General features: G+C 44.9%; 23 protein-coding genes. 11 read left to right on the top strand and 12 right to left on the bottom strand.

Going from position 1 to position 26,175, the window contains the following annotated elements:
• Window positions 1-274 precede the first annotated feature (274 nt).
• Entirely contained in the window at window positions 275-2,926 is a 2,652-nt protein-coding gene (locus MH215_RS03955) for a cation-translocating P-type ATPase (protein ID WP_239288318.1), read from the top strand.
• A 110-nt stretch (window positions 2,927-3,036) separates the two neighbouring features.
• Here MH215_RS03955 and MH215_RS03960 read toward each other — a convergent pair whose 3' ends face one another.
• On the bottom strand, window positions 3,037-3,762 hold the full coding sequence (locus MH215_RS03960) for a hypothetical protein (RefSeq protein ID WP_239288319.1): 726 nt from the start codon (window positions 3,760-3,762) through the stop codon (window positions 3,037-3,039).
• A gap of 183 nt (window positions 3,763-3,945) precedes the next feature.
• Between MH215_RS03960 and MH215_RS03965 the strand changes: the two genes are divergently transcribed.
• Window positions 3,946-5,289 carry an MFS transporter gene (locus MH215_RS03965; RefSeq protein ID WP_239288320.1) on the top strand — a complete coding sequence of 448 codons (1,344 nt, stop codon included), beginning with the start codon at window positions 3,946-3,948 and terminating at the stop codon, window positions 5,287-5,289.
• A gap of 21 nt (window positions 5,290-5,310) precedes the next feature.
• Here the strand turns inward: MH215_RS03965 and MH215_RS03970 are convergent, their stop codons facing one another.
• From MH215_RS03970 to MH215_RS03990, 5 genes are all read right to left on the bottom strand, one after another.
• A complete protein-coding gene (locus MH215_RS03970) occupies window positions 5,311-5,766 on the bottom strand; it encodes an SMI1/KNR4 family protein (RefSeq protein ID WP_239288322.1) in 456 nt (151 codons plus the stop codon).
• A gap of 42 nt (window positions 5,767-5,808) precedes the next feature.
• On the bottom strand, window positions 5,809-6,465 hold the full coding sequence (locus tag MH215_RS03975; RefSeq protein ID WP_239288324.1) for a DUF2625 family protein: 657 nt from the start codon (window positions 6,463-6,465) through the stop codon (window positions 5,809-5,811).
• Between the two features lie 94 nt (window positions 6,466-6,559).
• Window positions 6,560-6,859, bottom strand: coding sequence for a hypothetical protein (locus tag MH215_RS03980; RefSeq protein ID WP_239288326.1), 300 nt, complete (start codon window positions 6,857-6,859; stop codon window positions 6,560-6,562).
• A 125-nt stretch (window positions 6,860-6,984) separates the two neighbouring features.
• Window positions 6,985-7,959 carry a sensor domain-containing diguanylate cyclase gene (locus tag MH215_RS03985; protein ID WP_239288328.1) on the bottom strand — a complete coding sequence of 325 codons (975 nt, stop codon included), beginning with the start codon at window positions 7,957-7,959 and terminating at the stop codon, window positions 6,985-6,987.
• Between the two features lie 23 nt (window positions 7,960-7,982).
• Complete coding sequence (locus MH215_RS03990; protein WP_239288330.1) at window positions 7,983-8,789, bottom strand: alpha/beta fold hydrolase; 807 nt, start codon at window positions 8,787-8,789, stop codon at window positions 7,983-7,985.
• Window positions 8,790-9,004: 215 nt separating this feature from the next.
• On the opposite strand from MH215_RS03990, the gene MH215_RS03995 reads away from it, so the two are divergent.
• Both MH215_RS03995 and MH215_RS04000 read left to right on the top strand, forming a co-directional pair.
• The gene (locus MH215_RS03995; RefSeq protein ID WP_239288332.1) at window positions 9,005-10,219 is read left to right on the top strand and encodes an MFS transporter; all 1,215 of its coding nucleotides are present in this window, start codon (window positions 9,005-9,007) and stop codon (window positions 10,217-10,219) included.
• Window positions 10,212-10,784 carry a TetR/AcrR family transcriptional regulator gene (locus MH215_RS04000; RefSeq protein WP_239288333.1) on the top strand — a complete coding sequence of 191 codons (573 nt, stop codon included), beginning with the start codon at window positions 10,212-10,214 and terminating at the stop codon, window positions 10,782-10,784. Before MH215_RS03995 ends, MH215_RS04000 begins: the two co-directional genes overlap by 8 nt.
• Before the next feature lie 149 nt (window positions 10,785-10,933).
• Here MH215_RS04000 and MH215_RS04005 read toward each other — a convergent pair whose 3' ends face one another.
• Entirely contained in the window at window positions 10,934-12,565 is a 1,632-nt protein-coding gene (locus MH215_RS04005) for a DUF1593 domain-containing protein (protein WP_239288334.1), read from the bottom strand.
• A 268-nt stretch (window positions 12,566-12,833) separates the two neighbouring features.
• Entirely contained in the window at window positions 12,834-13,220 is a 387-nt protein-coding gene (locus MH215_RS04010) for a hypothetical protein (protein WP_239288335.1), read from the bottom strand.
• A gap of 180 nt (window positions 13,221-13,400) precedes the next feature.
• On the opposite strand from MH215_RS04010, the gene MH215_RS04015 reads away from it, so the two are divergent.
• Complete coding sequence (locus tag MH215_RS04015; RefSeq protein ID WP_239288336.1) at window positions 13,401-14,057, top strand: hypothetical protein; 657 nt, start codon at window positions 13,401-13,403, stop codon at window positions 14,055-14,057.
• A gap of 31 nt (window positions 14,058-14,088) precedes the next feature.
• Window positions 14,089-14,649 (top strand): DUF1697 domain-containing protein, encoded by a 561-nt coding sequence (locus tag MH215_RS04020; protein WP_239288675.1) that lies wholly within the window; start codon window positions 14,089-14,091, stop codon window positions 14,647-14,649.
• A 132-nt stretch (window positions 14,650-14,781) separates the two neighbouring features.
• Here MH215_RS04020 and MH215_RS04025 read toward each other — a convergent pair whose 3' ends face one another.
• Window positions 14,782-17,019: a carboxylesterase/lipase family protein gene (locus tag MH215_RS04025; RefSeq protein WP_239288337.1), complete on the bottom strand. Its 2,238-nt coding sequence runs from the start codon at window positions 17,017-17,019 to the stop codon at window positions 14,782-14,784.
• Between the two features lie 719 nt (window positions 17,020-17,738).
• On the opposite strand from MH215_RS04025, the gene MH215_RS04030 reads away from it, so the two are divergent.
• A complete protein-coding gene (locus MH215_RS04030) occupies window positions 17,739-19,352 on the top strand; it encodes an alkaline phosphatase (RefSeq protein ID WP_343224518.1) in 1,614 nt (537 codons plus the stop codon).
• Between the two features lie 156 nt (window positions 19,353-19,508).
• Entirely contained in the window at window positions 19,509-19,874 is a 366-nt protein-coding gene (locus MH215_RS04035) for a VOC family protein (RefSeq protein ID WP_239288339.1), read from the top strand.
• A gap of 188 nt (window positions 19,875-20,062) precedes the next feature.
• Here the strand turns inward: MH215_RS04035 and MH215_RS04040 are convergent, their stop codons facing one another.
• Window positions 20,063-20,764, bottom strand: coding sequence for a DUF4274 domain-containing protein (locus tag MH215_RS04040; protein ID WP_239288340.1), 702 nt, complete (start codon window positions 20,762-20,764; stop codon window positions 20,063-20,065).
• A 135-nt stretch (window positions 20,765-20,899) separates the two neighbouring features.
• Here MH215_RS04040 and MH215_RS04045 point away from each other — a divergent pair, with 135 nt between their 5' ends.
• Together MH215_RS04045 and MH215_RS04050 are read left to right on the top strand one after the other, a co-directional pair.
• Window positions 20,900-22,033, top strand: a complete 1,134-nt coding sequence (locus MH215_RS04045; protein ID WP_239288342.1) for a hypothetical protein — start codon at window positions 20,900-20,902, stop codon at window positions 22,031-22,033.
• 229 nt (window positions 22,034-22,262) lie between these two features.
• The gene (locus MH215_RS04050; protein ID WP_239288347.1) at window positions 22,263-23,462 is read left to right on the top strand and encodes an MFS transporter; all 1,200 of its coding nucleotides are present in this window, start codon (window positions 22,263-22,265) and stop codon (window positions 23,460-23,462) included.
• A gap of 110 nt (window positions 23,463-23,572) precedes the next feature.
• On the opposite strand, the gene MH215_RS04055 is transcribed toward MH215_RS04050, so the two are convergent.
• Window positions 23,573-24,016: an Lrp/AsnC family transcriptional regulator gene (locus MH215_RS04055; RefSeq protein ID WP_239288348.1), complete on the bottom strand. Its 444-nt coding sequence runs from the start codon at window positions 24,014-24,016 to the stop codon at window positions 23,573-23,575.
• A 172-nt stretch (window positions 24,017-24,188) separates the two neighbouring features.
• Between MH215_RS04055 and MH215_RS04060 the strand changes: the two genes are divergently transcribed.
• Window positions 24,189-25,355: a serine hydrolase domain-containing protein gene (locus MH215_RS04060; RefSeq protein WP_239288349.1), complete on the top strand. Its 1,167-nt coding sequence runs from the start codon at window positions 24,189-24,191 to the stop codon at window positions 25,353-25,355.
• 133 nt (window positions 25,356-25,488) lie between these two features.
• Here MH215_RS04060 and MH215_RS04065 read toward each other — a convergent pair whose 3' ends face one another.
• A complete protein-coding gene (locus tag MH215_RS04065) occupies window positions 25,489-26,157 on the bottom strand; it encodes a Type 1 glutamine amidotransferase-like domain-containing protein (RefSeq protein ID WP_239288355.1) in 669 nt (222 codons plus the stop codon).
• Between the last annotated feature and the right edge of the window lie 18 nt (window positions 26,158-26,175).

A 26,175-nucleotide genomic window follows, 5' to 3' on the forward strand; every position in this document is an offset into this window, starting at 1 on the left:
ACTTCTGTAACTTTTAATGAAACGACATTGCCAAATAAGTGCAACCCCATGCATTTAGAATGCGTAATGCTAACCAAGCGAATGAGATTGAATCCCATCGGAAATTATACGTTTAGGTAAGCTGCAAAAAAATCTAGATACGTTTCATTTTTCTAGCCACATCATGTTCTACAAAGTGTTCTTCAAATATCTGAAATTGGGATGGGATTCACTGATTCTATTCATTCTACAGGGTTATATAAACAGAGAAATCCATACGCAAGGAGCTGGTCCATTGGAACATTATAGACACAGTACAGAGGAGACACTTCATGAAGTACAGAGTTCACTGAACGGACTCACGACCTCTGAAGCAACCAAAAGACTCGAAACCGTTGGATACAATGAGATAAAAGGAAAAGACGCCACACCTGTGTGGAAGCTATTTATTGAGAATTTTAAAGATCCTATGGTTATCGTTCTGCTCATCGCTGCTGCGGTACAGATTGTGCTCGGGCATCTGATTGAATCACTCATTATATTTCTCGTCATCCTGCTGAATGCCGTTATTAGTGTCGTGCAGACGAAGAAAGCAGAGAGCTCCCTTGATGCCTTACGGCAAATGTCAGCACCAGAGGCCAAGGTCATTCGTGATGGTCAGAAAAGGACAATTCAAGCTAGGGAGCTTGTTCCTGGCGATATTGTTCTACTCGATGCCGGGGACTATGTGCCAGCAGATGGTCGCATATTGGAATCAGGAAGTCTTAAAATCAACGAAGGCATGTTAACAGGTGAATCCGAAGCTGCCGAGAAGCATGCCGATGCTATCGCAGAAGAGGCACCCATTGGAGATCGGCGTAATATGGCTTTCAGTGGATCACTCGTCGTGTATGGTCGAGGAACCTTTGTCGTTACAGGTACAGCTCTTCAAACGGAAATCGGCAAAATTGCTGAACTCATCCAGAATGCTGAAGCAAAGGAAACACCGTTGCAGCGTAAATTAGAGGCTTTTAGTAAAAAACTAGGCTTCTTCATTCTTGGCCTATCCATTCTGATCTTTGCCATTGAAGCAGGACGGGTATGGTTAACGGAAGGTACGGAGAACATTGGTCCATCGATTATTAATGCCCTAATGTTTGCTGTCGCGGTAGCTGTTGCAGCAATCCCCGAAGCATTATCCTCCATCGTAACGATTGTCCTATCACTGGGAACAAATAAAATGGCTAAACAACATGCCATCATCCGTCGTCTGCCTGCGGTAGAAGCACTTGGTTCAGCTAGCATCATCTGCACAGACAAGACCGGAACCCTCACCCAGAATAAAATGACGGTGGTGGATTATTATATCCCGCACGGCACCAAAGAAGAGTTTCCTGATGACCCGAAAGAGTGGTCTGAAGAGGAACGTCGGTTATTACATATTGCCGTGCTCTGCAATGACTCTAACATTAATCAGGAAGGCAAGGAACTCGGTGATCCAACAGAGGTTGCGCTCATTGCTTTTAGTAACCGAGTGAACAAGGACTACAACGAAATTCGTGATCAATTTCCACGTGAAGCCGAGCTTCCTTTCGATTCGGATCGTAAATTAATGAGCACCGTGCATACGTTTGAAGGACAGACTGCTCTCTTGACCAAAGGTGGACCTGATGTTCTGTTCAGCCGCTGTACTCATGTGTTTATTCATGGTGAAGTTCAGCCGTTGACGCCAGAGATTCGTACACAATTCGAGGAGAAAAACGAAGCCTTCTCCAAACGTGCATTCCGGGTTTTGGCATATGCCTACAAGAGGTTTGATGATAAAAAGCAAGTTACTACTGAGGATGAACATGATCTGATCCTCGTGGGTCTAACCGCTATGATTGACCCGCCCCGTGAAGCGGTATATAGCTCTATTGAAGAATCCAAAAAGGCAGGCATCCGTACGATTATGATTACGGGTGACCACAAAACAACTGCTCAAGCCATTGGTATCGACATCGGGCTTGCTAAGCCAGATGATATGGCTATTACAGGCAGCGAACTAGACAAAATGTCTGATGAGGAGCTGGATCAGAAGTTAGAACAAATTTCGGTGTATGCGAGGGTATCACCGGAAAACAAAATCCGCATTGTACGTGCATGGCAGCGTAAAGGCAAAATTGCTGCAATGACCGGAGACGGGGTCAACGATGCCCCTGCTTTGAAGCAGGCCGATATCGGAGTTGCGATGGGAAGTGGAACCGATGTGGCCAAAGACGCCGCAGCCATGATTTTGACGGATGATAATTTTGTATCCATCGTTAACGCGGTGAGTGTGGGACGGATGGTATTTGATAATATCAAAAAAGCGATTGCGTACCTGTTTGCTGGAAACCTAGGTGCCATTATCGCGATCCTGTTCGCACTGGTGGTCGGTTGGGTGAATCCATTCACGGCTCTGCAACTGCTCTTTATCAACCTAGTCAATGACTCTCTACCTGCCATTGCGTTAGGCACCGAAAAAGCCGAACCTGATGTAATGCGGCGGAAACCGCGCGATATCCATGAAGGTATCTTTGCTGGTGGAACACTACAGGCTGTTATTACACGTGGGGTTCTGATCGGGGTTGCCGTCATCATATCCCAGTATATTGGACTTGGTATCTCTGAGGAGATTAGTGTGGCGATGGCCTTTACAACGCTGATACTAGCACGTAGTCTACAGACGTTTGCGGCACGTTCTAATACGCAGACTATTTTTCAAGTAGGCTTTACGACAAACAAATTCGTGCTCGGCTCCATCTTCGTGTGTCTATGTCTGTATGGAATCACGTTGATTCCAGGTGTACGCGGCATCTTCGCGATCCCAGATGCATTTGGCTGGTATGAATTCCTCATTGCTGGTGGGCTTGCCCTTGCCGCAGTCATTCTGATGGATTTGATCAAATGGATTCGTCATCGAGGTAAAGCAACAACCGTCGCTTAACCGAGTCAGGCTCCCTTCCGTGGAAGGGAGCCTGTTTATTTTTATATAACACGATATATAGCCCGCTGTATGCCTACAAGTTACGCATTCGCTCTCCCTTGATAGGAAGATCACTTGTCACCCCGATTCGTACACTCTCCTTGCTCTATGAAATCCATCCACGCATATTGATCTGATTGTCCATGATCCGGATTTTCTATACTTGCATCGGGACGAAGGCATCTGGACACCCCTTCACCTTCTGGAGAATCAACATAGATGCTATCGATTCGCACAGGCAATGTCTTCTGCCACCGATATAGATCACCAAAAGCACCAATCTCATCTTGATTACTCCCGTCAGGCAGTCGTACCTGCAATTCATGAATATCACAACCTTTAGACTCAGCACAGCTATACGCTACAAAAAAAGTATCTCCATAGCTGGAGACATACCGCTCTGGCACCTCGTATCCTTTGGCTATCAATTCATCTGCATATGTATTATTAAGTTCTAGCATCTGCATGTTCGCATAGTCTTTGGAAAACTCAAAGTCGGATACCCTGCCGCTATCATCATCAACGAGCATTCTAAATGACGTCTGATACTCATTCTGAAAATGCCCATCAATGAGGTAGGATAGAAATCCCCCATGGAGAAAAACACGATCAATGATCACATCCTCATCATATTCTTCAGCGGCATACTTAATAGCAATAGCTTCTGCCTGCTTCTCACTGATGGACGAGAAGAAAAAAGGGCGGAGCACAACAAAAAATAGAACAACTATGCTGATTACAACAATCAGAACAATAAGTTGAATAATATGCTTAATACCTAATTTCAATTCAGGCATATCTGCTCACTCCTTCTATACTCTATAGCTCGTCCCATTTCAATCTAAAACCCTCATGAATTTTTATGACATTATTGCCATATTCAATTCACTAACGTAAAATGTTATAACGGACTGGTATGACTGCATGATATCTACGAGCATTTATCATTCCATATCGAACATATAGACAGGAAGGATTACATGAAAGATCACATTGTCATGCCACTGTGGACATGCTGCCTTTTCATTGTAGTGATGAATACTACGATGTTTAACGTATCACTACCTATCATTATCCATGATCTACAAATTACGTCTGACCTAGGCTCTTGGGTCATTTCCAGCTACTCCATCGGATACGCTTTATCAACCGTAATCTATAGCCGGTTGTCGGATCGGATTCCGGTACGTAAGCTGTTAACCATTGGGCTGCTCATTCTAGGACTATCTTCTTTACTCGGTCTGTTTGCACATAGTTTCGCCGTGTTATTGCTCACTCGGATCCTGCAATCGGCTGGAGCAGGAGTTATGGCCGGCTTAGGACTCGTCATCGCAAGTCGCTATATCCCGCTGGAGCGAAGAGGCGCTGCCATTGCTCTAATATCCTCCGGTAGTGCGATGGCCTTTGGTCTGGGTCCAATCGTCGGCGGATTAATCAGCGAGTATTGGGGCTGGAATGGGCTTTTTGCAATTACCGTGCTGGTATTGCTTGCCCTACCCGTACTGTTCTATTTCCTACCAAATGAAACGACCAAGACCGATCAGCCCTTTGATACAACAGGAGCCATTCTCACGACACTGAACGCAGTAACATTGTTGGTCGCGATCACCCAGCAGTCGCTCTTATGGTTTGCGGTAGGTATCCTGTCTCTTGTGGTGCACATTCTGTATATTCGCAGAGCGAAGCTGTCGTTTATTAACCCACAGGTTTTCAAGGCTCCAGGCTACACACGATTAGTCATGATTGGCTTTTGTGTATTGGTGGTTAACTTAGGCAATCTGTTCCTCATGCCCCTTGTGCTCGCTGACCTGTTCGCACGTTCTTCACTGGCAATCGGGCTGCTCATCGCGCCTGGAGCGATTGTCGCTGCATTTATGGCTAGATATATAGGACGCTGGATTGATCAATATGGCAATATGCGCTTTCTGATCATTGGGCATGTGTTGCTTGCCGCTGTCCTTACGTTATTTATGCTTGGATTGCATCAGTCGGCGTTTGTTATTACAGTAGGTTATTTGTTCTTCTCACCTGCCATTTCGGCGTCGATGTCATCCCTCAATAACGAAGCATCACGTATTCTGCCCAAATCGCAGATTGGTTCAGGAATGGGTCTGCTACAACTTGTTCAGTTCTTCGGCGGCTCGGTATCTGTGGCGGCTTGTGGTTTGTTGCTCCATAAGATTCCACACGTTACAGTTGAACAGGCTTACCATTATGTCTATGGATGTCTATTGATCGTTGCTGTTGTTTCTCTGGTGCTTGTCATCAATCATCACCGAGCATCCCGTCCCACAATCCCTGCCTCCTTGTCGAACAATTCCTAGGATATATAACAGGAGACCTCTTTAGAGAGCTTGATCTGCCCTCAGCTTTGCCAGAAATGACGTAAAGCTGTCGGCAATCTCTCTCACATTTCCCTCCATTAACCGCTGAGCTTCCTCTGGTGAATCTGTCTCACTCTCGGCATCTTCCCGCACGATAGCTTCTTCATGCTCCATAAGTAAAATAGCTGGACTCGCTGAATGTTTACGATAATCCAGTAAATAGTTATTGCCACTGCTGACACTCCATGCGATTGGGATAATACGCTTCGGATCAGGATTCACTTCGTCTACCATCTGAATGTTATTCGTGATGAACTGGTCATCTAATGCAGAGAAGCGGATCTCCCAATCCATGACCTCTCCGCTCTCCATGAGATTGAAGGAATTAACGCTGTTCGTCTGCTGAAAATCCAAATACTCCTGCGGAAATACAACGCCGTAATGATCCTGTATACTAGTAATGTCAGCTATATTCATATCTCTCCACACCTTTCAGCATCATTCGATAACTTGTATGAATTATCTTTCGCCCCGTGCTATTTTCCAGGCTTCCGTGATCGCAATAGGTGTTTTTTGACTTGTCTGACCTCCACCTTCCTTTGTCCAAAGGGGCGGATAATAAGCAAACACCTGTCCTTGCTGTAGCTGACTCATATCGTTCTGCCAATCTTGCCAGCGAAATGTCTGATAGAACTGCTCCAGATCTCCATGCGCTAACCAGTTCATAAATTCAGAGTACGCAAGTTCCGTCGATTCCCATTCCAACGTATCTGGTGCGAAATAGTATATGTGGCCGCTTCCTTCGAACTTCCCTGTATCGAATGCAAAGAATCCGCCGGCGACATCATATGCAACGACCAGCATTCCTTCAAGAGCCTCTAGAGCGGGACGATCTGAGAGCCCATTCCAACTTATCAGACTTCCCACGACCTGTTCCGTCTCTGCGCCAAGCACGGTAATCCAGCCATGATCCACCAGAACGCCTCCTGTTTCATAGGCTATGGCACCCAGATAAGATCTTGTGCTCACTTGGAGACTATAGATAGCCTCTTCGCCCTTACTCCGTTGTGCTGGAATAACGGCATGTGTGTTGCTGCCTTCCTCCAATAGCTGCTTGAGTTCGGGCCATGCATCGTTCTCCAGATCCAGTAGTTCATGTAAAGATAATTTCTGCATCGTGGTACTCCTCCTTAACATCGTTCACACTATTTTCCGTGACTCATACGACCATACACTTTTCTCTCATTCGTTGTTTGTACATTCGTCAATTTCAATTTCTACCACCGTGTACCCTCAATACGTCACCACATTCACAATCCAAATGCACACATAAGTCCATCTCTTCCCAGCTACCATCCATCCAATTGTCCGGAGTAATCTCATGAGGATAGAACCACACGGAATAATAGGGCTTGCCATACTGCCTTGTATCGTTCTCCAGGGTCAGCTGAATGTGATATCTCGTAATATCGACATTCCAATGCTTCGCTAGCTCCGAGGCTCTGACTGCATCAATCGCCAGAACTAGATACGGGGTGTACATTTTATCGATCTTCAAAATTTCATTCATGCTGAAATATCCCCCCCTTCATCCGGCTTCGAGTTTGCATTACCTGTGTAGATTGCTTTCTGTCTATACAAAAAAAAACAACAAGAGCCCGCGATTAAACCACAGGCTCTATTTTGAACAACCTTTTATAGATGATCGGCATGGGTTACGCGGTTTCGTCCTGCTGTCTTAGAAGCATAGAGTGCCGTATCTGCGCGCTGGAACACAGAGGTGTCCGTATCCCCTTGTACCGCCGTAGCAACACCGATACTTACGGTAATGTTATATTGACCCCAGTCGGATGAAGCCACTTCAGAACGATATCGCTCTGCAACCTCCATGGCTTGGTCATGATCACAATCTGCTAGGATGATAACAAATTCTTCCCCGCCGTATCTTGCGACCACATCGCTACTGCGTGACATGGATTGCAGCAATCCAGCCAGATTTCCAAGTACCAAGTCACCGATTGGATGTCCATAGGTATCGTTTATACTTTTAAAATGATCAATATCGATCACTAGCAGGGAGAAATGGCGTTGCTGCTGCTCTAACAGAATCAAGCTTGCCAGCAAGCTATTCTGGAAGAACCTCCGATTTTTGAGACCCGTTAATGGATCTGTGGATGCCATTGCTTCTAATTGGTCGTTTACTTTAAGTAGTGCTTGTTGCTTTACCTCGTATTCCTGGTGTAAACGTTCAAGCTCTTTGTTGGCTTCTTGTGTCGCCTGATATAATTCCTGCAGCTTGGTCTTGGTCTGCAAAATATCCTTCTCATGCTCAATTCGTTTGCGCATGACAACGACAACACAGTCCACCACGCTTTCTCCATCGCGCGTCTGCCGAACACCGTTCAGAAGAACGGGGACATCCTGGTGGTCACTGGTGCGAAAAGAAAAATACATTTCATCCACATGCCCGTATAGCTGAATATAAGGATAGAAATACGTATGAAAAAACAATTTGTTCGTTACCGACATAGTCGACTCAATGTGTCTCCCCAGCAATTCGCTACGCTCTACCTTAAGCATATTTAGCAATGTCTGGTTTACTGATCGCACAATACCTGAATCCGAGATAGAGAAGTATCCGCAAGGAGCCTGGTCTAGTTGGATATCCATGTAACAACTGCCTTTCGTTCATATTAAACGCTTGCCAAGTAGTCTTTGATCAGACGGCTTGTTTCCTCAGGCTGACTTAGATGAGGGTAATGTCCTTTCGCCGTCATCTGTTGTAATCGGCTGTTCTTCAGATGCGCGTGCAGATAATCTCCAACCTCAACTGGAGCTATACTATCATCCGAGCATTGCAGAATTAGAGATGGAACCGAGGCCTGTTCCAGATTGACACGGCAGTCCGAGAAAAATGTCACTTCAGCAAATTGTCGTGCAATATGCGGATCTCTGGAGCAAAAGCTTTTTTCCAGTTCTTCAGTTAGCTCTTTCCGATCCGGGTTCTGCATCACAATTGGTGCGAGATAACTAGCCCAGCCGATAAAATTCAACTGCATCATTTCAAGCAACTCATCAATGTCCCGTTTGTCAAATCCACCGTAATAATTCGGAAGATCATTCACATAACGTGGGGAAGGCCCCAGCATGACCAGTCGATCAAAGTATTTCGTTTCATGAATGGAAGCAAGCATACCAATCATGCTGCTAACAGAATGTCCTACAAAAATACTATCTCGTATATCTAGCGTTTCCATAATCTCCAATACATCCTGGGCATAGCCATGAAGATTATTATATTTTCCAGCATCATAATAATTAATTTGAGATTGCCCTGAGCCTACATAATCGAACAATACCACACGGTAGTTGTCCACAAAACTAGGCACGATGTAACGCCACATATCCTGATCACATCCAAAGCCATGTGCAAACACAATCGTTTGGCTTCCCGTACCAAGTACCTTCACATTGTTGCGCTCGAGAACGTCAATACTCATCAAAATCACCTCTCTGAGGTAGTATTCTACACCTTCATTTTATTCCATTATTATATCGGAAAATGTTGGAATATGGCTAAAAACATTAATTTTTCACTTGTTAATTATTCAAATGATAGAACACTCATGATAACCCACTCTTTACAAACTGACGATCGTCAGATAAAATCATTTCAACATGCTTCATCGCATAGAACATCATACGGAGGAAGATTATGAGTACACTAGCACCAGGAACGACTTTACAAAAGTTATGGGGAAGATCGTTTATTTTCATTATGCTGGCCAACGCATTGTTATTTATGGCCTTTGAAATGCTCCTCCCTACCTTACCCTTATTCGTTTCAACCCTTGGGGGACAAGCATCACAGATCGGACTCGTTACAGGAATTTTCATGTTCTCTGCCATTCTTGTTCGCCCTTTTACTGCTGTGCTTGCCACTTGGATGGACAAAAAGTATTGGTTGATTATCGGTATCGCCATCTGTGCACTAATGACTGGAGCATACTACCTCTCGTCAGGTATAGGCATGATTCTTGTGTTTCGAGTGATCCATGGTTTCGGTTTCGGCTTAGCAACTACGTATTTCGCAACAATTGCAACCGAAAATATTCCCAAAACTCGTCGTGGTGAGGGGATGGGATACTTTGGTGTAGGCGAAACAGTAGCAGTGTCCATTGGCCCTCTGGTCGGAACTACATTACTGCTGAAGTCCAGCTATCAAAGCCTATTCATGGGTGGTATGTGCATCTTATTACTTGCACTGCTTATGGCTGTATTTGTATCTCGTAAGCCTAAACAGACTTTGGAAGCTGAAGCACAGACTGCACCTCCCGCTACAGTTAAATTGATTGAGAAAAAGGTTCTTTTCCCCTCCCTTCTCATTATGCTGGTTGGTATTGCCGCTGGCGCGATCATGTCCTTTGTTGCCCTATTTGCTAACGAAAGAGGCTTTACCAATATTGCATGGTTTTTCTTTATCGTAGCGATTGCCAGCTTTGTGGTTCGGTTGTTCTCTGGCAAAATGTTTGACCAGTTCGGACCCGGTTCTGTGCTGCTGCCTGCGGCGGGATTTGCTATCGCTGGACTTTTGGTTCTGATCGTCGCCCAAAACGAAATTCAATTCCTCATCGCTGCTGCGTTATATGGCTTTGGCTTTGGGGCGATATTCCCGGCAATTCAGACTTGGTGCGTTAATCTAGTAGAAGAACATGAGCATGAAAATGCGATGGCCTCTTTCTTTAATTTCTTCGACCTCGGCATTGGAGGGGGTTCACTGGTATTAGGGGTCGTTGCCTCTGCATTTTCTTATACAATGGTGTATGCTATATCCATAGGTATTTTTGTGGTGTATATTTTGCTGTATCTAATCTACAGCTCTAAACAAAAGAGCATCAAGAACCGTCCATTGGAGGTACACATTGAGTAAACAACGTATCAAAGAAATTGCGATCCAACACTTTAACCGTTATGGATATGAAGGAACCAAAATGGCACAGGTTGCAGAGGAGGCCGGCATTCGCAAACAGTCCCTTGCCTACCACTATGCAACGAAGAAAGCATTACTGCTGGAGATCTATGAAGAGGTCGTGCAGGAAGAGCAACAATTTGTACGTCAATTTTTTAGCGAGTCAGGCACACTTCCGTTAGAACAACAGCTGCATTCCTTTTTGTTAGAGCACAAAAACCGCTTTTTGACCCATCCTAATGTCGCTTTTATGTACATTCTTTCCTTTATTACGCCACTGGAGGTTCATGATTTTGTGTTGGCTCAGTATCGAACCTATCTTGGCACACTAAAGGAAGAATTGTCGGCTACTTTTGCCACCGTACAGGCTACAGATATTCGTCTAAGTCCAGAAGAGGCGACGGTTGCCTTCGTGACCCTGATGGATGGACTTGACGTTCAGCTCGTGTATGAGACACGTCAGTCGTATGAGCAGGCACTAGCCATCGCTTGGAATGTATTTTGGTCAGGCATACAGCGCAAGTAAGCCGATCGTGTTCATTAGAACAGTTAAATTATCTTAGTCACATTTAAAAGCATTTCTTGATAAAAAAGCCCTGATCATTAAGATCAGGGCTTGCTTCTTCTTCTGCACGAATTCATCTGCATGAATAAGGTTCAATCCATTCGAATGGTTTATTGCACTGTTACAATGACACGTTGGTAATGCTTCAAGTTATGCTCACCGTTATCTTGCACCTCTGCGATGATGTGAAGAGTGTCACCAGATTTGGCATCCTCAGGCACTTTGAACGTTACTGTATCTGTATCCTTCCCTTGCAGTTCAAGCTCATCTAACTTCTCATCCTTGGCCAATGGGCGCTGTAATCCAAGTTGCAAATCTCCAGCCATCTCTGGTGTTGCCTTGCCTTCCTGTTCCTTGGATTCCTGATAGGTGTCAGCTTCAAAATATCTCCACCATTCATACGTCAGCTGATCGCCATCTGGGTCTTGCCCTTCCGCATGCAGCGTTAATTCTTCGCCTGGCGCAGCAGTCAGATCCAACCCTTCCTTAATCGTGAGTGTTGGGTTGTGATTCGCATTCTCATACTGATCTGTTACACCCCAATCCGCACGAGCCGCAAAATCATTCTGAATGTCATCAAACCATCTCATAAGAGAATATTCGGCTTCATACCGTTTGGAGTACGGATCGTAGTCCAATACATTATTGCGGTAGAGCTTATCGTTAACGACGCCAAAGCGTCCACCCCAGCCACCATACGATGGATCTTCCATACTGCGAAGACCGTTATCAATTAAATAGAAGAAAGATGGGGAATCCCCTTCGGAGATAAAATCATATTTGTCATACTGCGGATTATTCTTGAGGTAATCAGCGCTGCCACGTTGTTCCTCTTCTAATTCACCCTCGATCATTTTGCCATCACCCATCGTAGCGTACATATCCATCAGCTTGCCATGTCCGTCAAGAAGATTTTTTTTCATCCACTCACCGTGCAGTTTGCTGTTTACTTCTTCGGCATGCATCTTCCATGCATAGGCAAAATGCCAGAAGTTCGACTGGTCGTTCAAAATACGAATATCTGGCCAGTTCTTTGCAATATATTCGTTATAGCTGTCATCCTGGTCAAGGATAATATAGAGCAGCAACTTGTCACTGACCTTCTTCTGAATGTTAGCCCACTCGGCAGTATCCTTATATTGTTCTTCAATGGATTTCAGTGCCCGAGCGGTTGTGTTCGTTCCTCCCCAGGTCTGTACAACTAAGTCCCTTGAGTCGTCATCGAGAAACAGTGTTTTTAATAATTCTGAACCTTCTGTTTCCTTCTCCATCTCACCTTTATCAGAGATATTGCCAATTTTGGTCATGGCTCGAATATCTTCTGGCTTAGGATAACCATCTGCATGCGTGCTCAAGTTCGGATAAATCTCCTCGTAAGCATCCAGCATATCATAGAGCCATTGGGTTCCAGTCCAGCGGAACGGTTCGATGCCTGCCTCCTTATCACCAGCATAGTGATAAACGGAGCTTGTAAGCACAATTCCGGCTAGGTCCATCTCATTGGCATAATAGAGATAACGAATGACAGAGTTCATATCATCCACTTCTCCATCCGTCGTAATCACCGTTCTTGCCTTTTGTTTCTCGTTATCTGTTGTCTGCTCAGGTTGAGTATCTTCCTGCTCTGTCGCTTGATTCCCTTGATTATCTGATGCTTGTGGCGTTGTAGATGTACAACCACTCATGATGAGCATGCAAGCCAAGAGTGCAGCCAACATGCTAAACCCTGTTTTCTTATTCATGCTTATTCTCCCTTCTCGTTCTCGTGGTGATGTGTGTTCGGATTATCCTGTTCAATCTCTGTGCTTAATATGAGCCATATAAAGCAAAAAAAACCCAAACATCAACATGGGTAGGTCATTGCCTACACATATCGATATTTAGGTTTTGCCTGCGAATGCAGTAACAATCCTTTAACTGACTGGAAGTATAGCATGATTACGCTTACTTGTAAACGCATTCAGCATGAAAAAGGTCATATAGACCTAATTTCGTTCTATCTTTTCTACGCTATCCTACCAGTGGTCTAAGCCATTCTACCTCGAACCCCAGTTGCTCCAGCTCTTTAAGCCCATCTTCAATATAGTGGTTAGTCGTTCCATCCCAGCCTTGCTGTACAGCAACTTCAATCCATTGCCTAATCCTCGCCGGATGATTCAGATTGTAGTCTTCCTTCACACCTGTGCGATGATTGAACAACAAAACTCCACTATTCAATACATACCCTATGATTGCATCATCCCATGTGTGGAATTGAACACGCAGTGCATGTATTTTGGAACCGTCACTGAACACTTTGAGTTCTAACTTAGCTGTGTTATTGACTATTCTAGCTGTAATGATGTACTTATATGTCTGACCACCTACAACTATGTTTCGCAGTTTCTTTTTCATCATGATCACCTCTGCTACCTCTACAATATGGAATAAATTCAGATTCGAAAATAAATGCCACCTTCCACTATTTTCATGTAAACTAATGCTTAGCTACAGAACAACAATACACGAAGGAAACACGACGAGTACAAGTGCAAATGCAAGTGCCGTCCATCGTCTGATTAGGAGGATTAGAATACGATGAAGGAACTAAATACAGCATTAAACCGTTTTATCGAGCAACAGAATGTATACAATGAAGCCTATGGACTATTCAAAGAACATGATATACGCCCCCTCTCCAACCAGCAAGTACCTGTTATCGATGAGCGAATTCCGCTCTCTCCCGAATTGATGTACTTTTACTCCAACTATGAGATGGTAGATGCTAAGGCTGAGGGCACTCTTAAAATGAAAAGCGCTGCTGTAGAGATCGGTGATGCTGCCCTGCTATTTTTTGTTGCACCTGAGCATCTCTATCGTCAACAGTTGGGCTACCATTGGATTGGTATGGAAGAGCCTTATCAGGAATCGCCAGACTGGGAGCCGCAGCATGTGGTCATAGCCAATTTGAATGATGATCCTCTCATTGTGGATACACAAGCATCAGAATCGCCTGTGTATGCGGCTTTTGTAGGTGGAGAACCTCAGCCAATCTCGAGGTCATTGGCGGACTTTTTCCATGCACTTGCCATTCTCATCGAAGCCGCGCGAGCTTATGAGGGAGAAGTGAAGGATGAGGACACGTATGAGACCAAACCAGAATATCTGGAACATGTCATACCTCTATTGCAGGAATTGCTTGGAGAAAAGGAATATGTAACTCACCTACTTGCCTATCTATCGTTACAAGAATAGTTCGAACATTAGAGGAAATGGAGATATGGATATGATCTATGTTGCGTTGCTGCGAGGTATTAATGTTGGTGGAAATAATAAAATTAACATGAAGCAGCTCAAGGAAACATTTGAGCAGGTTGGCATGCAACAGGTTGTGACCTATATCAACTCAGGCAACATTATCTTTGCTTATGAGCCAGAACTTGAGAATGCCAATACAGAGCTGGCACACATTCTTCAGGAAGCCATTGCGACGGACTTTGGCTTACAGATCCGAGTTGTGGTGCGAAATATCCATGAAATGCAGACCGTTATTACCGCACTGCCGGAGGAATGGAGCAATGACGATCAAGCGAAGAGTGATGTTATGTTCCTCTGGGATGAGATCAATGACGTGTCTATTCTGGACAAGCTGCCCCTGAAACCAGGCATTGGCACATTAATTTATATCTCAGGTGCCTTACTGTACAGCGTAAGTCGCGAAGATGCCACCAAAAGTGGAATGAATAAGCTGGCAGGTTCGGCTATCTACAAACAAATGACCGTTCGCAACGTCAATACGACTCGCCAGATTTATATCTTGATGCTCGCTGCAAGTGAAAAATCCTAATCCTAGTAACATTAGTAACTTTTCAACGATGCTACATATTGAAATAGTTAAAGACAACAAAGGACAAGAGATTATCTCTCCTGTCCCTTTTGTTATTCTTTTACAGTTCAGTCGTACACACTAAAACTTTTCTTATTCCCAGAAGAAACGGCCTGCAAATACTTTTTCCGTCAGCAGCTTGTACGTCTCTTCAGGCAACTCTTTCTTCATTTTCGCCATGACTTCTTCTTTGCCTTGATAGTACTGTGAAGACATGCCAATCTCGGCCTTTGTATTGCTTGCATCTAAACGCATAATTGGTGTCGCTGCATTCTTCGTCCAAGGTGTCCAGTCTGCGAGGTTGGCAGATCCGCCATCCCCAGGGTGCCCTGTATACAAGAACTGTTTCAAATAGGCCGCCATAGCTGTGGACAACTGGTCACGACCTGGTTGGTTCGCCTCACTGAAGTACCCTTCCGGGAAGTACGCAGCTATACCCGCTGCATGCCCTGTATAGAAGTCCATATCTGCGCCGTGAGGAGCACCAAGCAATGTCTGCAAACGTTCCGAGATTACACCAGGCTGTGTACCCCATGCAAACCGATATGCATAAACGGAAGGCTGGCCTGCAACATTTGTCAGTCGCTCGGCTACCCGTTCAGCATTAAATCCGGCATACGCTTCACTACCATACTGAATAGCGGCAGCATATTGTTCCGCTTTCGTTTTATCTGTGAACAATGTTCCATCGTTAATCGATGGGGAGAAGTTCGGATCACCGAAGGCAAATGCCGCGAATTCGGTATCCAGACTACCAAGCAACACTGGAACTTTAGTGTAATTGCCTTGCTCCAGAGCAGAGAAGCCCTCTTTTGGAATGACGGTGCCATCACGGAACAGGTGTGGGAATGGCTCCATCCGAATTGCCGTGCCACCAAACACCTTAACTAGCTTGTCCGCAGGCAGATCACGTAGATACGTAGCTAATTGTTCCTTAGACTGCTTCGCGATCCATGCTTTAGCTTCCTCGGGGGTAGTTACTTTGCCTTCCTCTACTAGCAATTTCTCCAGAGCACTTTCCGACTTTTGCTCACCTGCTTCTGGTGCTGAAGTCGTTAATCCACCACTGAATGCAACGGCTTTTTGGAATAGTCCTTTTCCGAGTGGTGAGATGAGCGTAGCCAGCACGTCCCGCGCTCCTGCAGACTGACCTGCCAGCGTTACGTTATCCGTGTCACCACCGAAGCCTTCGATATTATCCTGTACCCACTCCAATGCACGAAGCGCATCAAGTAGTCCATAGTTACCGGAATCATCCAGAGCATTACCTGTCTCCAACGCTTCATTCTTGAAGAATCCAAGCGCACCTAAACGATAGTTCACCGAAATAATAATGCTGTTTGTATTACGTGCAATTTGTTCGCCTTGGAAGTCCTTGCCTGATCCAGTCATGTTCCCGCCGCCGTGCAGGAATACCATTACCGGAAGTTTGGAACTCGTTGTATCGGGTCTCCAAATATTCAAATAGAGTGAATCTTCACTACCTACCGTATTTTGCCCAGACAGTTGCAAGCTGTTGGCAGCGAATTCCTTCGCTTCACGTGTCCCCGTCCATGCTTTTGGTTCAACTGGCGCTTTCCAGCGCAGCTCTCCTACAGGTGGTGCTGCATAAGGTACACCCAGCCAGCCAAGTGTTCCGTACTGTTCATAACTCTTGCCATCAATGGAGCCATATTTCGTCTGCTGAAGTGTTTGTGGCGTAAAACCTTGATCCTGCTGGTGCTTCAGCCAGCGCTGTTCAAGTGTGCCGCTCCCATCTTTGAGTTGCACTTGCAAGGCCTGCGCTGTTGCCTCAGCCATTTGGCGATTCGAGAGTGGACCCTTGCCATCTTGGAGTGCATTGATTCCTTTCGATGCCGCAAAGGATACTGCCTCACCTTGCTTATAATCTGTGCCAGCTTCATAACCGAGCGTTTTTAATAACAGTGTTGCATAGTCTTCAGACGTAAGTGTCGCATTGGGTTTAAATACGTTCGCTCCATCAGCAATTCCTAGATAAGGATGCTGTTTCAGATAACCAACAACAGGCTGTAGGAATTTCCCAGCTGATGCCGCATCTACATACGTATCTGTCCCGGTATAGGCAAGTGCCTCTTTTTCCAATCCAGTCAAACGCAAGTACAAAACAGCGGCCTGAATACGTGTAGCTTTTTTGTTCAGATACGCTGCATTAACCCCTTGACCATTGCCTTTAATTAATTGGGATGAGATCAGCTTGTCGATCGCTGCATTGGAAACTGGAGCTGAAGCTCCGGCTGCATAGGCAGGCATTGCTGATAAACATAAACCTAGAACGGTTGCTACCGCGATGGATCGTTTGATTTTTTTCATGTCGTAAATCTCCTCGCTGTCAGATAGTGTGTGATGGAATATACGATGGCATATCATTACGGATAACCATAGTATTCCAAACCTAGATCATCCTAAATCTCTGTCTGTGAACCGAAAATGTCCCCCTTCCGGTTATGATTCTGCTACGGCGTTTCAAGCGAAAATAATACCAATCAGGCGTTTATCTGTATAAAAAAACCTGAATCGAAGGCAAATAGACGTCGCTACAGCGTGTCTTCTGCCCTCAATTCAGGTTTTGCCTGTCTTCAGTAACAACCCTGAGAATATGAGGTCATTCAATAATACTATAAGTAAGCGTATTCAAAAACATAACAGGTATTGCCCGGAGTTGGTTACAATCCTGTTGTTATGGTGATGTTAGCACATAATGTAAGCGTTCGCAATATATTTTTTCGCACTTTATATTTTTACAAAAATTTATAAGAATCATGAAAAACGTCTCTAGGATATGTCAGCAACGCTAAACGATTCGATCAATATGATGTCTCCTACATCACAACTCTCGACTTAAACTTCAATGCCTCCATCCTCTGTCTAGTAAGCCATCTAAAAACTAATCGTAAAATTTACATTTAGTTAATCTACAGGTAACGCTCATTTATCATTCATTGATTACACTTGGTTCTGGATACCAAACTATACATATATTATAGGAGGCTGTGTTCATGTTAACTCGCTTTAACGCTCGTGCAGCAAAAATGATGCTCGCGGTGACTACGATTGTAACCGCTACCCTCGGTGGAAGCAGTGCCGCTTGGGCTGTGGAGGACAGCACGACCAGTGCATCCCCAATCAAAAATGTGATTATCCTGATCCCAGACGGAATGGCTAATGATGCTACCGCTCTTGCTCGCTGGTACAAGGGTTCATCTCTTACACTGGATTCTATGGCAAGTGGTCTGGTACGTACTCACTCCGCGGATGCGCCGATTGCGGACTCGGCGCCAGCAGGAACAGCTTTTGCAACAGGGCACAAATCTCACACGGGCTATGTTGGCGTCCTGCCGGACAAAGCGACGATGCCTGGACAGAAAGCAATTGCACCAGGTGATGCCAAGAAGCCGGTAGCCTCCATTCTTGAAGCATCCCGACTTGCGGGTAAAGCTACGGGAATCATCTCAACTTCTGAGATTATGCACGCTACGCCAGCTGACTTCTCGGCTCATTATCCTGATCGTAAAAACTACGACGCTCTGAGCAAACAACAAGTTTACAATGGTATGGACGTTGTTCTCGGTGGTGGTAGCCGTTATCTTGAGCCTGCTGGTCGTAAAGATGGCGAAAATCTCGTCTCATCCATTAAAGCACTGGGATATGATTATGTAACTACGCCTGAAGCAATGAAAGCATCTAACTCTAACAAGCTGTGGGGGATGTTTGCACCTGCAGGTATGTCTTATAATATGGATCGCGATCCATCCAAACAACCAAGCCTTGCAGAAATGACTTCTAAAGCGATTGATGTTCTTTCCAAAGATGAAGATGGCTTCTTCCTTATGGTTGAAGGTAGTAAAGTAGACTGGGCAGCACATGCCAACGATCCAATCGGTATCATTAGTGATGTTCTTGCTTTTGATGATGCAGTGAAAACGGCTATGGACTTTGCCAAGTCCAATCAAGAAACCGTTGTTGTAGCAGTAACAGACCACGGTAACGGCGGACTTACAATCGGTAACAATTTAACGACAGGTACGTACGACGAAGAGCCTTTGTCCACTTTTATCGGCCCTCTGAAAAAAGCCAAACTGACCGGTGAAGGTGTTGAAGCGAAGCTGAATGCACAGCGCACAAACATCAAAGCTGTAATGAAACAATACTATGGCATCTCTGACCTGACTTCTGAAGAAGTGAAAGCAATCAAAGAAGCGAAGCCAGGTAGCCTTAACTATGTCGTTGGGCCAATGATCAGTAAACGTGCGGGAATTGGCTGGACATCTGGTGGACACACGGGTGGAGATGTAGTTCTCTATACGTATGCTCCAAACAATGACCGTCCATTTGGCGTGATCGACAACACCGATGTAGCGAAATACATGGCTCGTGTGCTTAACCTTGATCTGGACAGCGTGAGCAAACAGCTATTTGTACCTGCGAAGCAAGCATTTACAGCTAAAGGTGCAACGTACAAGCTGGATCTGACGGATGCGAAGAACCCTAAAATCCTTGTAACAAAAGGTAGCACCAAGCTGGAACTGCAAATCTACAAAAACATCGCTCTTGTGAACGGTAAGAAAACTATGCTGGACGGTGTTATCGTGTATAACGGCGTTGATGCATTTGTACCACAGATGGCTGTTGATCTGATTCAATAAAAATATAGGATTAAAATGCCAAAAGAGCCCGCACAATGATGTGCGGGCTCTTTCATTCATCTAAAATATGCTAGTATAGTATATCTGCATCACTTATGTTTGCCGTATAATAAACGTAATGTTTCTACATATGACGTAAAAAGGAGTGATTCTCCCATGTTAATTAAATTAAATTGGATTACCTTGCGTGTTAGCAGCCTAGAAAACTCGCTTGAGTTCTATAACGGAAAGCTAGGACTTCCAATTCAGCGCAGATTCGAAAGTCGCGGACGACAGATTGCTATGCTTGGCATAGAAAATGAAACGAAGCTGGAACTGATCGAGGGCAGCGAATCCATCCTTAAACCGGAGGCTGGCATATCAATCGGATATGAAGTGAACTCCTTAGAGGACGCGATCGAGCAACTGAACGCGTTGGATATTCCGATTGTGCGTGGTCCAATTCAGCCCAATCCTCATCTGCGCTTTATTTACATTACTGACCCAGACGGATTCGAGGTACAGCTTGCTGAACATGTATGATCAGCAAGCTGCGGTTCGAGCCTCAATGCTCTGGATCGATGAAACTAAGTTTTAGTAGGGTAGCCCCAGCTAGACACTAACTTGAGTTGCTAATCGTTGTTGTCACTGTTCAACTTGCCTTGGCTCACGGCTCACGTGATCAGCAATTCGCTCACCAGGCTTTCTCGACACTAGAGCTCATTACTGTCTCAACTCCTTGTGGACTGTCTATCATACAATTGTTCTGCAAGCCGGCGATAAGCAGGCCCGTCAACGCGCTGACGCACCTCTTCGTCATCCATTTCAAGCCAGTAGTCTGCTTCCATTAACTCTAGCATATCCAGCAATGTAATCTCTGCACATGCGGGATGTCCACAAACAGCCAGCATCGGCTCTGGCCCATCATCCCAGTTATATTCGCTAACGACGGCATGCACCAGCACTGCGGAATCCAGTCCACGAATCTTCGCAATGGCCTTCTCTATCGATTCTTCGTATATAATGGCATCCACCTTGCTCTGCTCGTCTTCGGTTAACTTTAACCGGATTGCACCCGGTGTATCTAATAGCAGATCAGCGATGTTTGGATTAGACCTTGCAGCGTTCCAGGCCGTGCCTAGAATGCCCTGTGGAGAATCTAGCTTGGCTCCAAATTCAAGTAGCAGCGAAATGGCTTCCATCTGCTTGAATCGTATGGCCTTTTTGAGTGCGGTATCCCCAAGTTTATCTTCAATCTCCAGATCTGGGTTCTGTTCTAATATACAGCGTATGCCTGCAGCAGGCATGCGCGCAGTTAAGCAGAGCATCAACGGTGTCCGCCCCCGCTCATCTCTCTCATTGATATTCAAACCTTGGACTGCTTCCCGAATTTGATTCACATCTTTTATTTTGCTAATTTCCACCCAATTCATCAGGTTCTCCTGCCTCCTATTCCTCTAATCCTATGTATGTTGTTTAAGCTTTTGACAATATATTCTTCTCCCTATTATATTGAATCTTGAACACCGTGTACAAATCTTGTAAAACCCTTATTTCGGAGGTGCATCATGTCTTTTTATCCCGTTCCACTTCCTGAGCTTCATCCTTCACCTGGAACATTAATAACCATCCAAGAACTAACCGAAGAATCCCACGACCCAGAGCAGATTATGGTACTTGCCTTAAATGACCTTGCTGAGTTATGGAAGCTCAACCTACATACCGGAGTAACCGAACGAATTCTGCAAACGAACATCCCTGATCTGAATCTACTTCATCCTGTTCAGATCGTTATTAGTCCAGATGGAGCTTTCGCTGCAGTATCTAATGTGTATGGGCAACATGCAGCTGTATATGATCTATTAGATGGGAAAGAAATCCTGCGATTGTCGCGAGACGACTATCATTATGATGTATCTACATACCCACTAAGCTTTGCTTATATAGATCGGCGATTAATCTTAGTCCACGGCACAGAGTGGAATCGGTTAGATCTAACCGATGTTCTCCGTGGTACATCCCTTACAGGTAGACCCACTCCAAAATATAATAATGATTCCAATCAGAACACGGACGAGCCTGTTACAAGTAAACATTATCTCGATTACTTTCATGGTAAATTAAGCGTGTCTCCTGATCAAAAATGGATTGTAGATAGCGGATGGGTATGGGCACCTCTAGGTATTGCCCGTTCCTGGAGTTTGGAAAACTGGTTAAACCATGTATGGGAATCCGAGGACGGAGCATCCATACATAATCTATGGCAAACCATGGATTGGGATCTGCCATACGCTTGGGTCACCCCCAATACCATAGCAATCTGGGGTCAAGTAGATGAAGAAATGGTCGATGAAGAAGATTGGGAGGAAGAAGGCGTGTCACCCGCTATCATTTTATTTAATGTACAGACAGGTGAGCGAATGGGTGTCATCACTTCTGTGCCTGCCTTCAGCACAACGAGTCCGATAGAAGGTGTCTTCCCCCATGCTCAAGCGGGCATGGCCGCAGATCAAGATAAGCTTTTTACATGGAGATATGGGCTTGATCTGCACGTATGGAATTGCTCTACCCTGAATTGTGATGCCACCACGACAGAAGTTCACCCACAGTTGTATCATCGCCAAGCTAAGCTTTTTATTGGTCTGTCTGTAGATGCCCCACATCGGTTACTCGCTTGGAGGTATGATTCGAATTCGGCGTAAATATTAATCGGTTAGTTCTCATCAATTACGATTCATTATTAGGCGGCATCTAGCGATGCTGCCTTTTCACCTTTACAATCATGGAATTACTAAATAAATAAACGTATTTTCCTCTTATTTCGCTTCATTCTCCTTTAATCAGCCATGTAGAGAAATGTTTTATTTTTATATGCTTATACGAAAGCCAGATTCTATTAAGCGGCTAAAAATAAACAAAGGAGATTTTTTCGTGAACTCAAACACTGCTCTTATAAGACAAGACGATGCTAATCTGTCGTCTTCCTTACGTTTTCCGTGGGTCGGGCTACTAGCCTTAGCTATGACAGGATTCATCTGTATTCTTACAGAAAGCCTGCCTGCGGGATTACTACCGCAAATTGCACAGGATCTCGGGGTCACAGAAGCTCTCGCCGGACAATTGGTCACTCTCTATGCGGTTGGATCTCTTCTTGCCGCAATTCCTTTGACAACCGCTACCCGCGGTTGGAGACGCCGGCCGCTTCTGATGCTGTGCATTATCGGCTTTCTAGTATTTAACACGATCACCGCATTATCTTCCTCTTATGCGTTGACACTTGTCGCGCGTTTCTTCGCAGGTGTGTCGGCAGGTGTGCTGTGGGGGATGACGGCTGGCTATGCACGTCGTATGGTGCCTGATTCGCTGAAAGGTAAAGCAATGGCCGTAGCCATGATTGGCACCCCTTTGGCGTTAGCATTGGGCGTTCCGCTGGGCACTTTTTTCGGTGCTTATACAGGATGGCGCTTCATTTTCGGAGGAGTATCATTACTAGCTGTAGTTCTTATTGGCTGGGTGCTCTGGAAGGTACCGGATTATGAAGGTGAGCCTGCGGGTGATCAACTCCCTTTGTACAAAATTTTCCTTGTTCCTGGTATACGGACGATTTTGTTCGTCGTTTTGACTTGGGTATTAGCTCATAATATTTTGTACACTTATATTGCACCCTATCTTGCGGAAACCGTGTTTGCGGAGCGAGTGGATCTAATTCTTCTTATTTTCGGAATAACCTCGGTTGTTGGCATTTGGGTGATAGGCATGCTGATTGACCGTTTCCTAAGAATATTGGTGTTAATCAGCATCACAGGATTTGCTTTGGCTTCTGTAGCCTTGGGAATTGGAATGAATCAACCTGCAATCATCATTCTTGGTGTTACAACATGGGGGCTTACATTTGGCGGAGCAGCCACTTTGCTGCAAACTGCAATAGCACAAGCTGGGGGGAAAAGCGCAGATATAGCACAATCTATGCTGGTTACCGCATGGAATGTGGCAATTGGAGGAGGAGGCATGATCGGAGGATTTCTTCTCCAGCTGTTTGGAGCTGGTTTCCTTCCCGGGTCATTAATCGTCCTCTTGCTCCCCTCCTTGCTTGCAGCTTGGCTAGCTAAAAAGCATGGCTTCCCTTCCTAAAGAAATCATAAGAATGTATAACTTAGACCCCAAAAAGATGAATCCACTCCAGCCAGAGCGGACTCATCTTTTTGGGAAGTTTATAGAAATTAGCAATATAGAAATACATCTTATGCAAGCAAATTTGTTTCTCCAATCAGATTTTTATAAGCGATCGGTGAAGACATCACGATTAGAGTCGTATAGGTGCCGTATTGATCACACCTGTTTTCAAACTCCTCCAGCTCCTGGGTTGTTTCTGTGAGGATTTTCAATAAATAATTATGCTCCCCACTTATCCGGTAACACTCTGTAACCTCCGGTGAAGAACGACAAAAATCAAGAAAAGGATAGCAATTCCGGGTTCGAATAAGCATATAGGCCGTGCATTGCTTACCCAATTTTTGCGAAGAAATGACAGTCCGGTATTCCTCGATAACTCCCTTTTCTTCCATGCGTTTTACACGCTCCGTAACGGCTGGCTGAGACAGCCCCACCAGCTTTCCTAAATCCGTCATTGATAATCTAGCCTGATTCTGTAAATGGAGTAAAATGTTTTTATCGATCTCATCCAAGAAAATTACACCCCTTTAATTTAAATGTTACTTCTTCTAAATGCCTTTATAATCATTGGAAGTTTCTCCATCTAACTTGGTTCTTATATGTAAGGTAACAGAGATTATTTATATAATAAACTCACTTGCTATATATAAGCAAGTGAATAACAGCAGGAAAAGGATGAGACACATGAGAAATATAGATCCGAAATTGTTGCACGAATGCGTCAACGAGGTAATTGAGCGCACACTAGAGGAAAAAAGAATCGTGGGTACAGTTGTGCAAATTGCGTTAGACGGAAACCTCGTTTACAGCAGATCTGCTGGTTATGCAGATCGCGAGCAGAAACGACCGATGCAGGAAAATGCTTTGTTTAGATATGCTTCGGTAACCAAGCCAATCGTTTCAACAGCAGCCCTAGTATTAGTTTCGCAAGGAAGATTACAGTTAGACGATCTGGTGGAAAAATGGTTGCCCATCTTTCGTCCCAAACTGCCAAACGGACAGTATGTTCCAATGACCGTACGCCATCTGATGACACATACCGCAGGCTTAACTTACCGTTTCTTCCAAGAGGAAAAGGGAACTTATGAGCTTGCGGGGGTATCGGACGGCATGGATTTGGTAGGAATTACACTTGAAGAGAATCTGCAAAGACTCGCATCTGTCCCGCTTTTATATGAGCCAGGGAAAATGTGGAGGTACTCCATAGCAACAGACGTGCTCGGAGCGGTCATCGAAAAGGTAACTGGTATGCTGCTTAGTGAAGCTGTACGGGTGCTTGTAACTCATCCGCTTTCAATGATGGACACCGATTTCAAGGCTGTGGATGCAGACAGGTTGACTACAGCTTACGCAGACAGCACTGGAGAGCCACGGCGCCTGCATGATTTTGATACCATTCCTTTCATCGAGGGGACAGCAGGATTCCTCCTTTCACCCAATAGGTTTACCGATAAGGCAGCTTACCCTTCCGGGGGAGCCGGTATGATTGGCAGTGCAGGGGACTTTCTTAAACTGCTGGAAGCTTTGCGGCAAGGAGGACATCCAATTCTGCTGAAGGCTCTTGTCACAGAAATGACAACCAACCAAATTGGTAACCTTGAGATGCCCTACTGGCCAGGGAGAGGTTTCGGACTTGGATTCACGCTACTAAAAGACTCAGGGGAAGCCAATACACCTGAATCGCCAGGAACGTGGCGGATGGGCGGTACCTATGGGCACTCTTGGTTTGTTGATCCGAGTAAGGAGCTTAGTGTCGTAGCGTTCACCAATACGGCGCTTGAAGGGATGTCAGGCAGGTTTACAACGGAGCTATGCGAATCTGTCTATAAAGGTATTCGAGAAATGAAGTGAATCGTACATCTCTACTAGGCCAATAGAAAGACCGCCATTGAAGTCGGTCTTTAAAATTTATATTTCTGCCAAACTATACGTACGGAGATATGAAAGCTTGCTGTCAGGTCACAAGCCACAGCACTCACCCTAATTAGAGCGTCTCAGCCAATTTCTGAATCTTTGAGTGGGAAATTAAATATATAGGCCCCATTGTTTCTATTTTGCCGTCCTTCACACGCATAGCGCTCTCCTGTTCTGCCGCATAAACATCCATTTCCTCTGACAAAGGGTTCAGGTAGCCTTGAACAAACGTGGCGTAGTCGCGTTGAGAGTGAGATTCATAGGCAAAATGATCAAAGCCCATCCCTTCGTAAATAGTGCTTGCTTCAACTTCGTCGCTAGTAGTCTCCAAGTTCAACCATTTGGCAGCCATGTTTAACGAGCCCGCGCTGGCACCTATGATAACGGCATTGCTGTTCTTAATAACATCCGTTAATTCATAATCCGCCAAAAAATCGTGCTGCAAAACAGGATATCCACCGCAACAAAAAATGACAGAAGCGTTCTGAATGAAACGCTGGGCATCTTCCTTCGGCATACGGTAATCAACGAAATGATTTTCATCGAACATAATGTCAGCCTGCTTCAACCATGTCCATTCCGAAATATCATTAAAGTTAACCTGATCATCTTCATAGTTAGAAGGATCAGCGCTAATCATGACAAGCGATTGTCTGTCTGTAATATCCTCATGCAACAATCTGACCAGCTTCTCTGGAAAAAAATGATTAAACCAACTGAAATAATAGTGAGTATTCAAACTTTGTTACCTCCATAT

The organism is Paenibacillus sp. ACRSA, from assembly GCF_022346845.1.
Lineage (GTDB): Bacteria > Bacillota > Bacilli > Paenibacillales > Paenibacillaceae > Paenibacillus.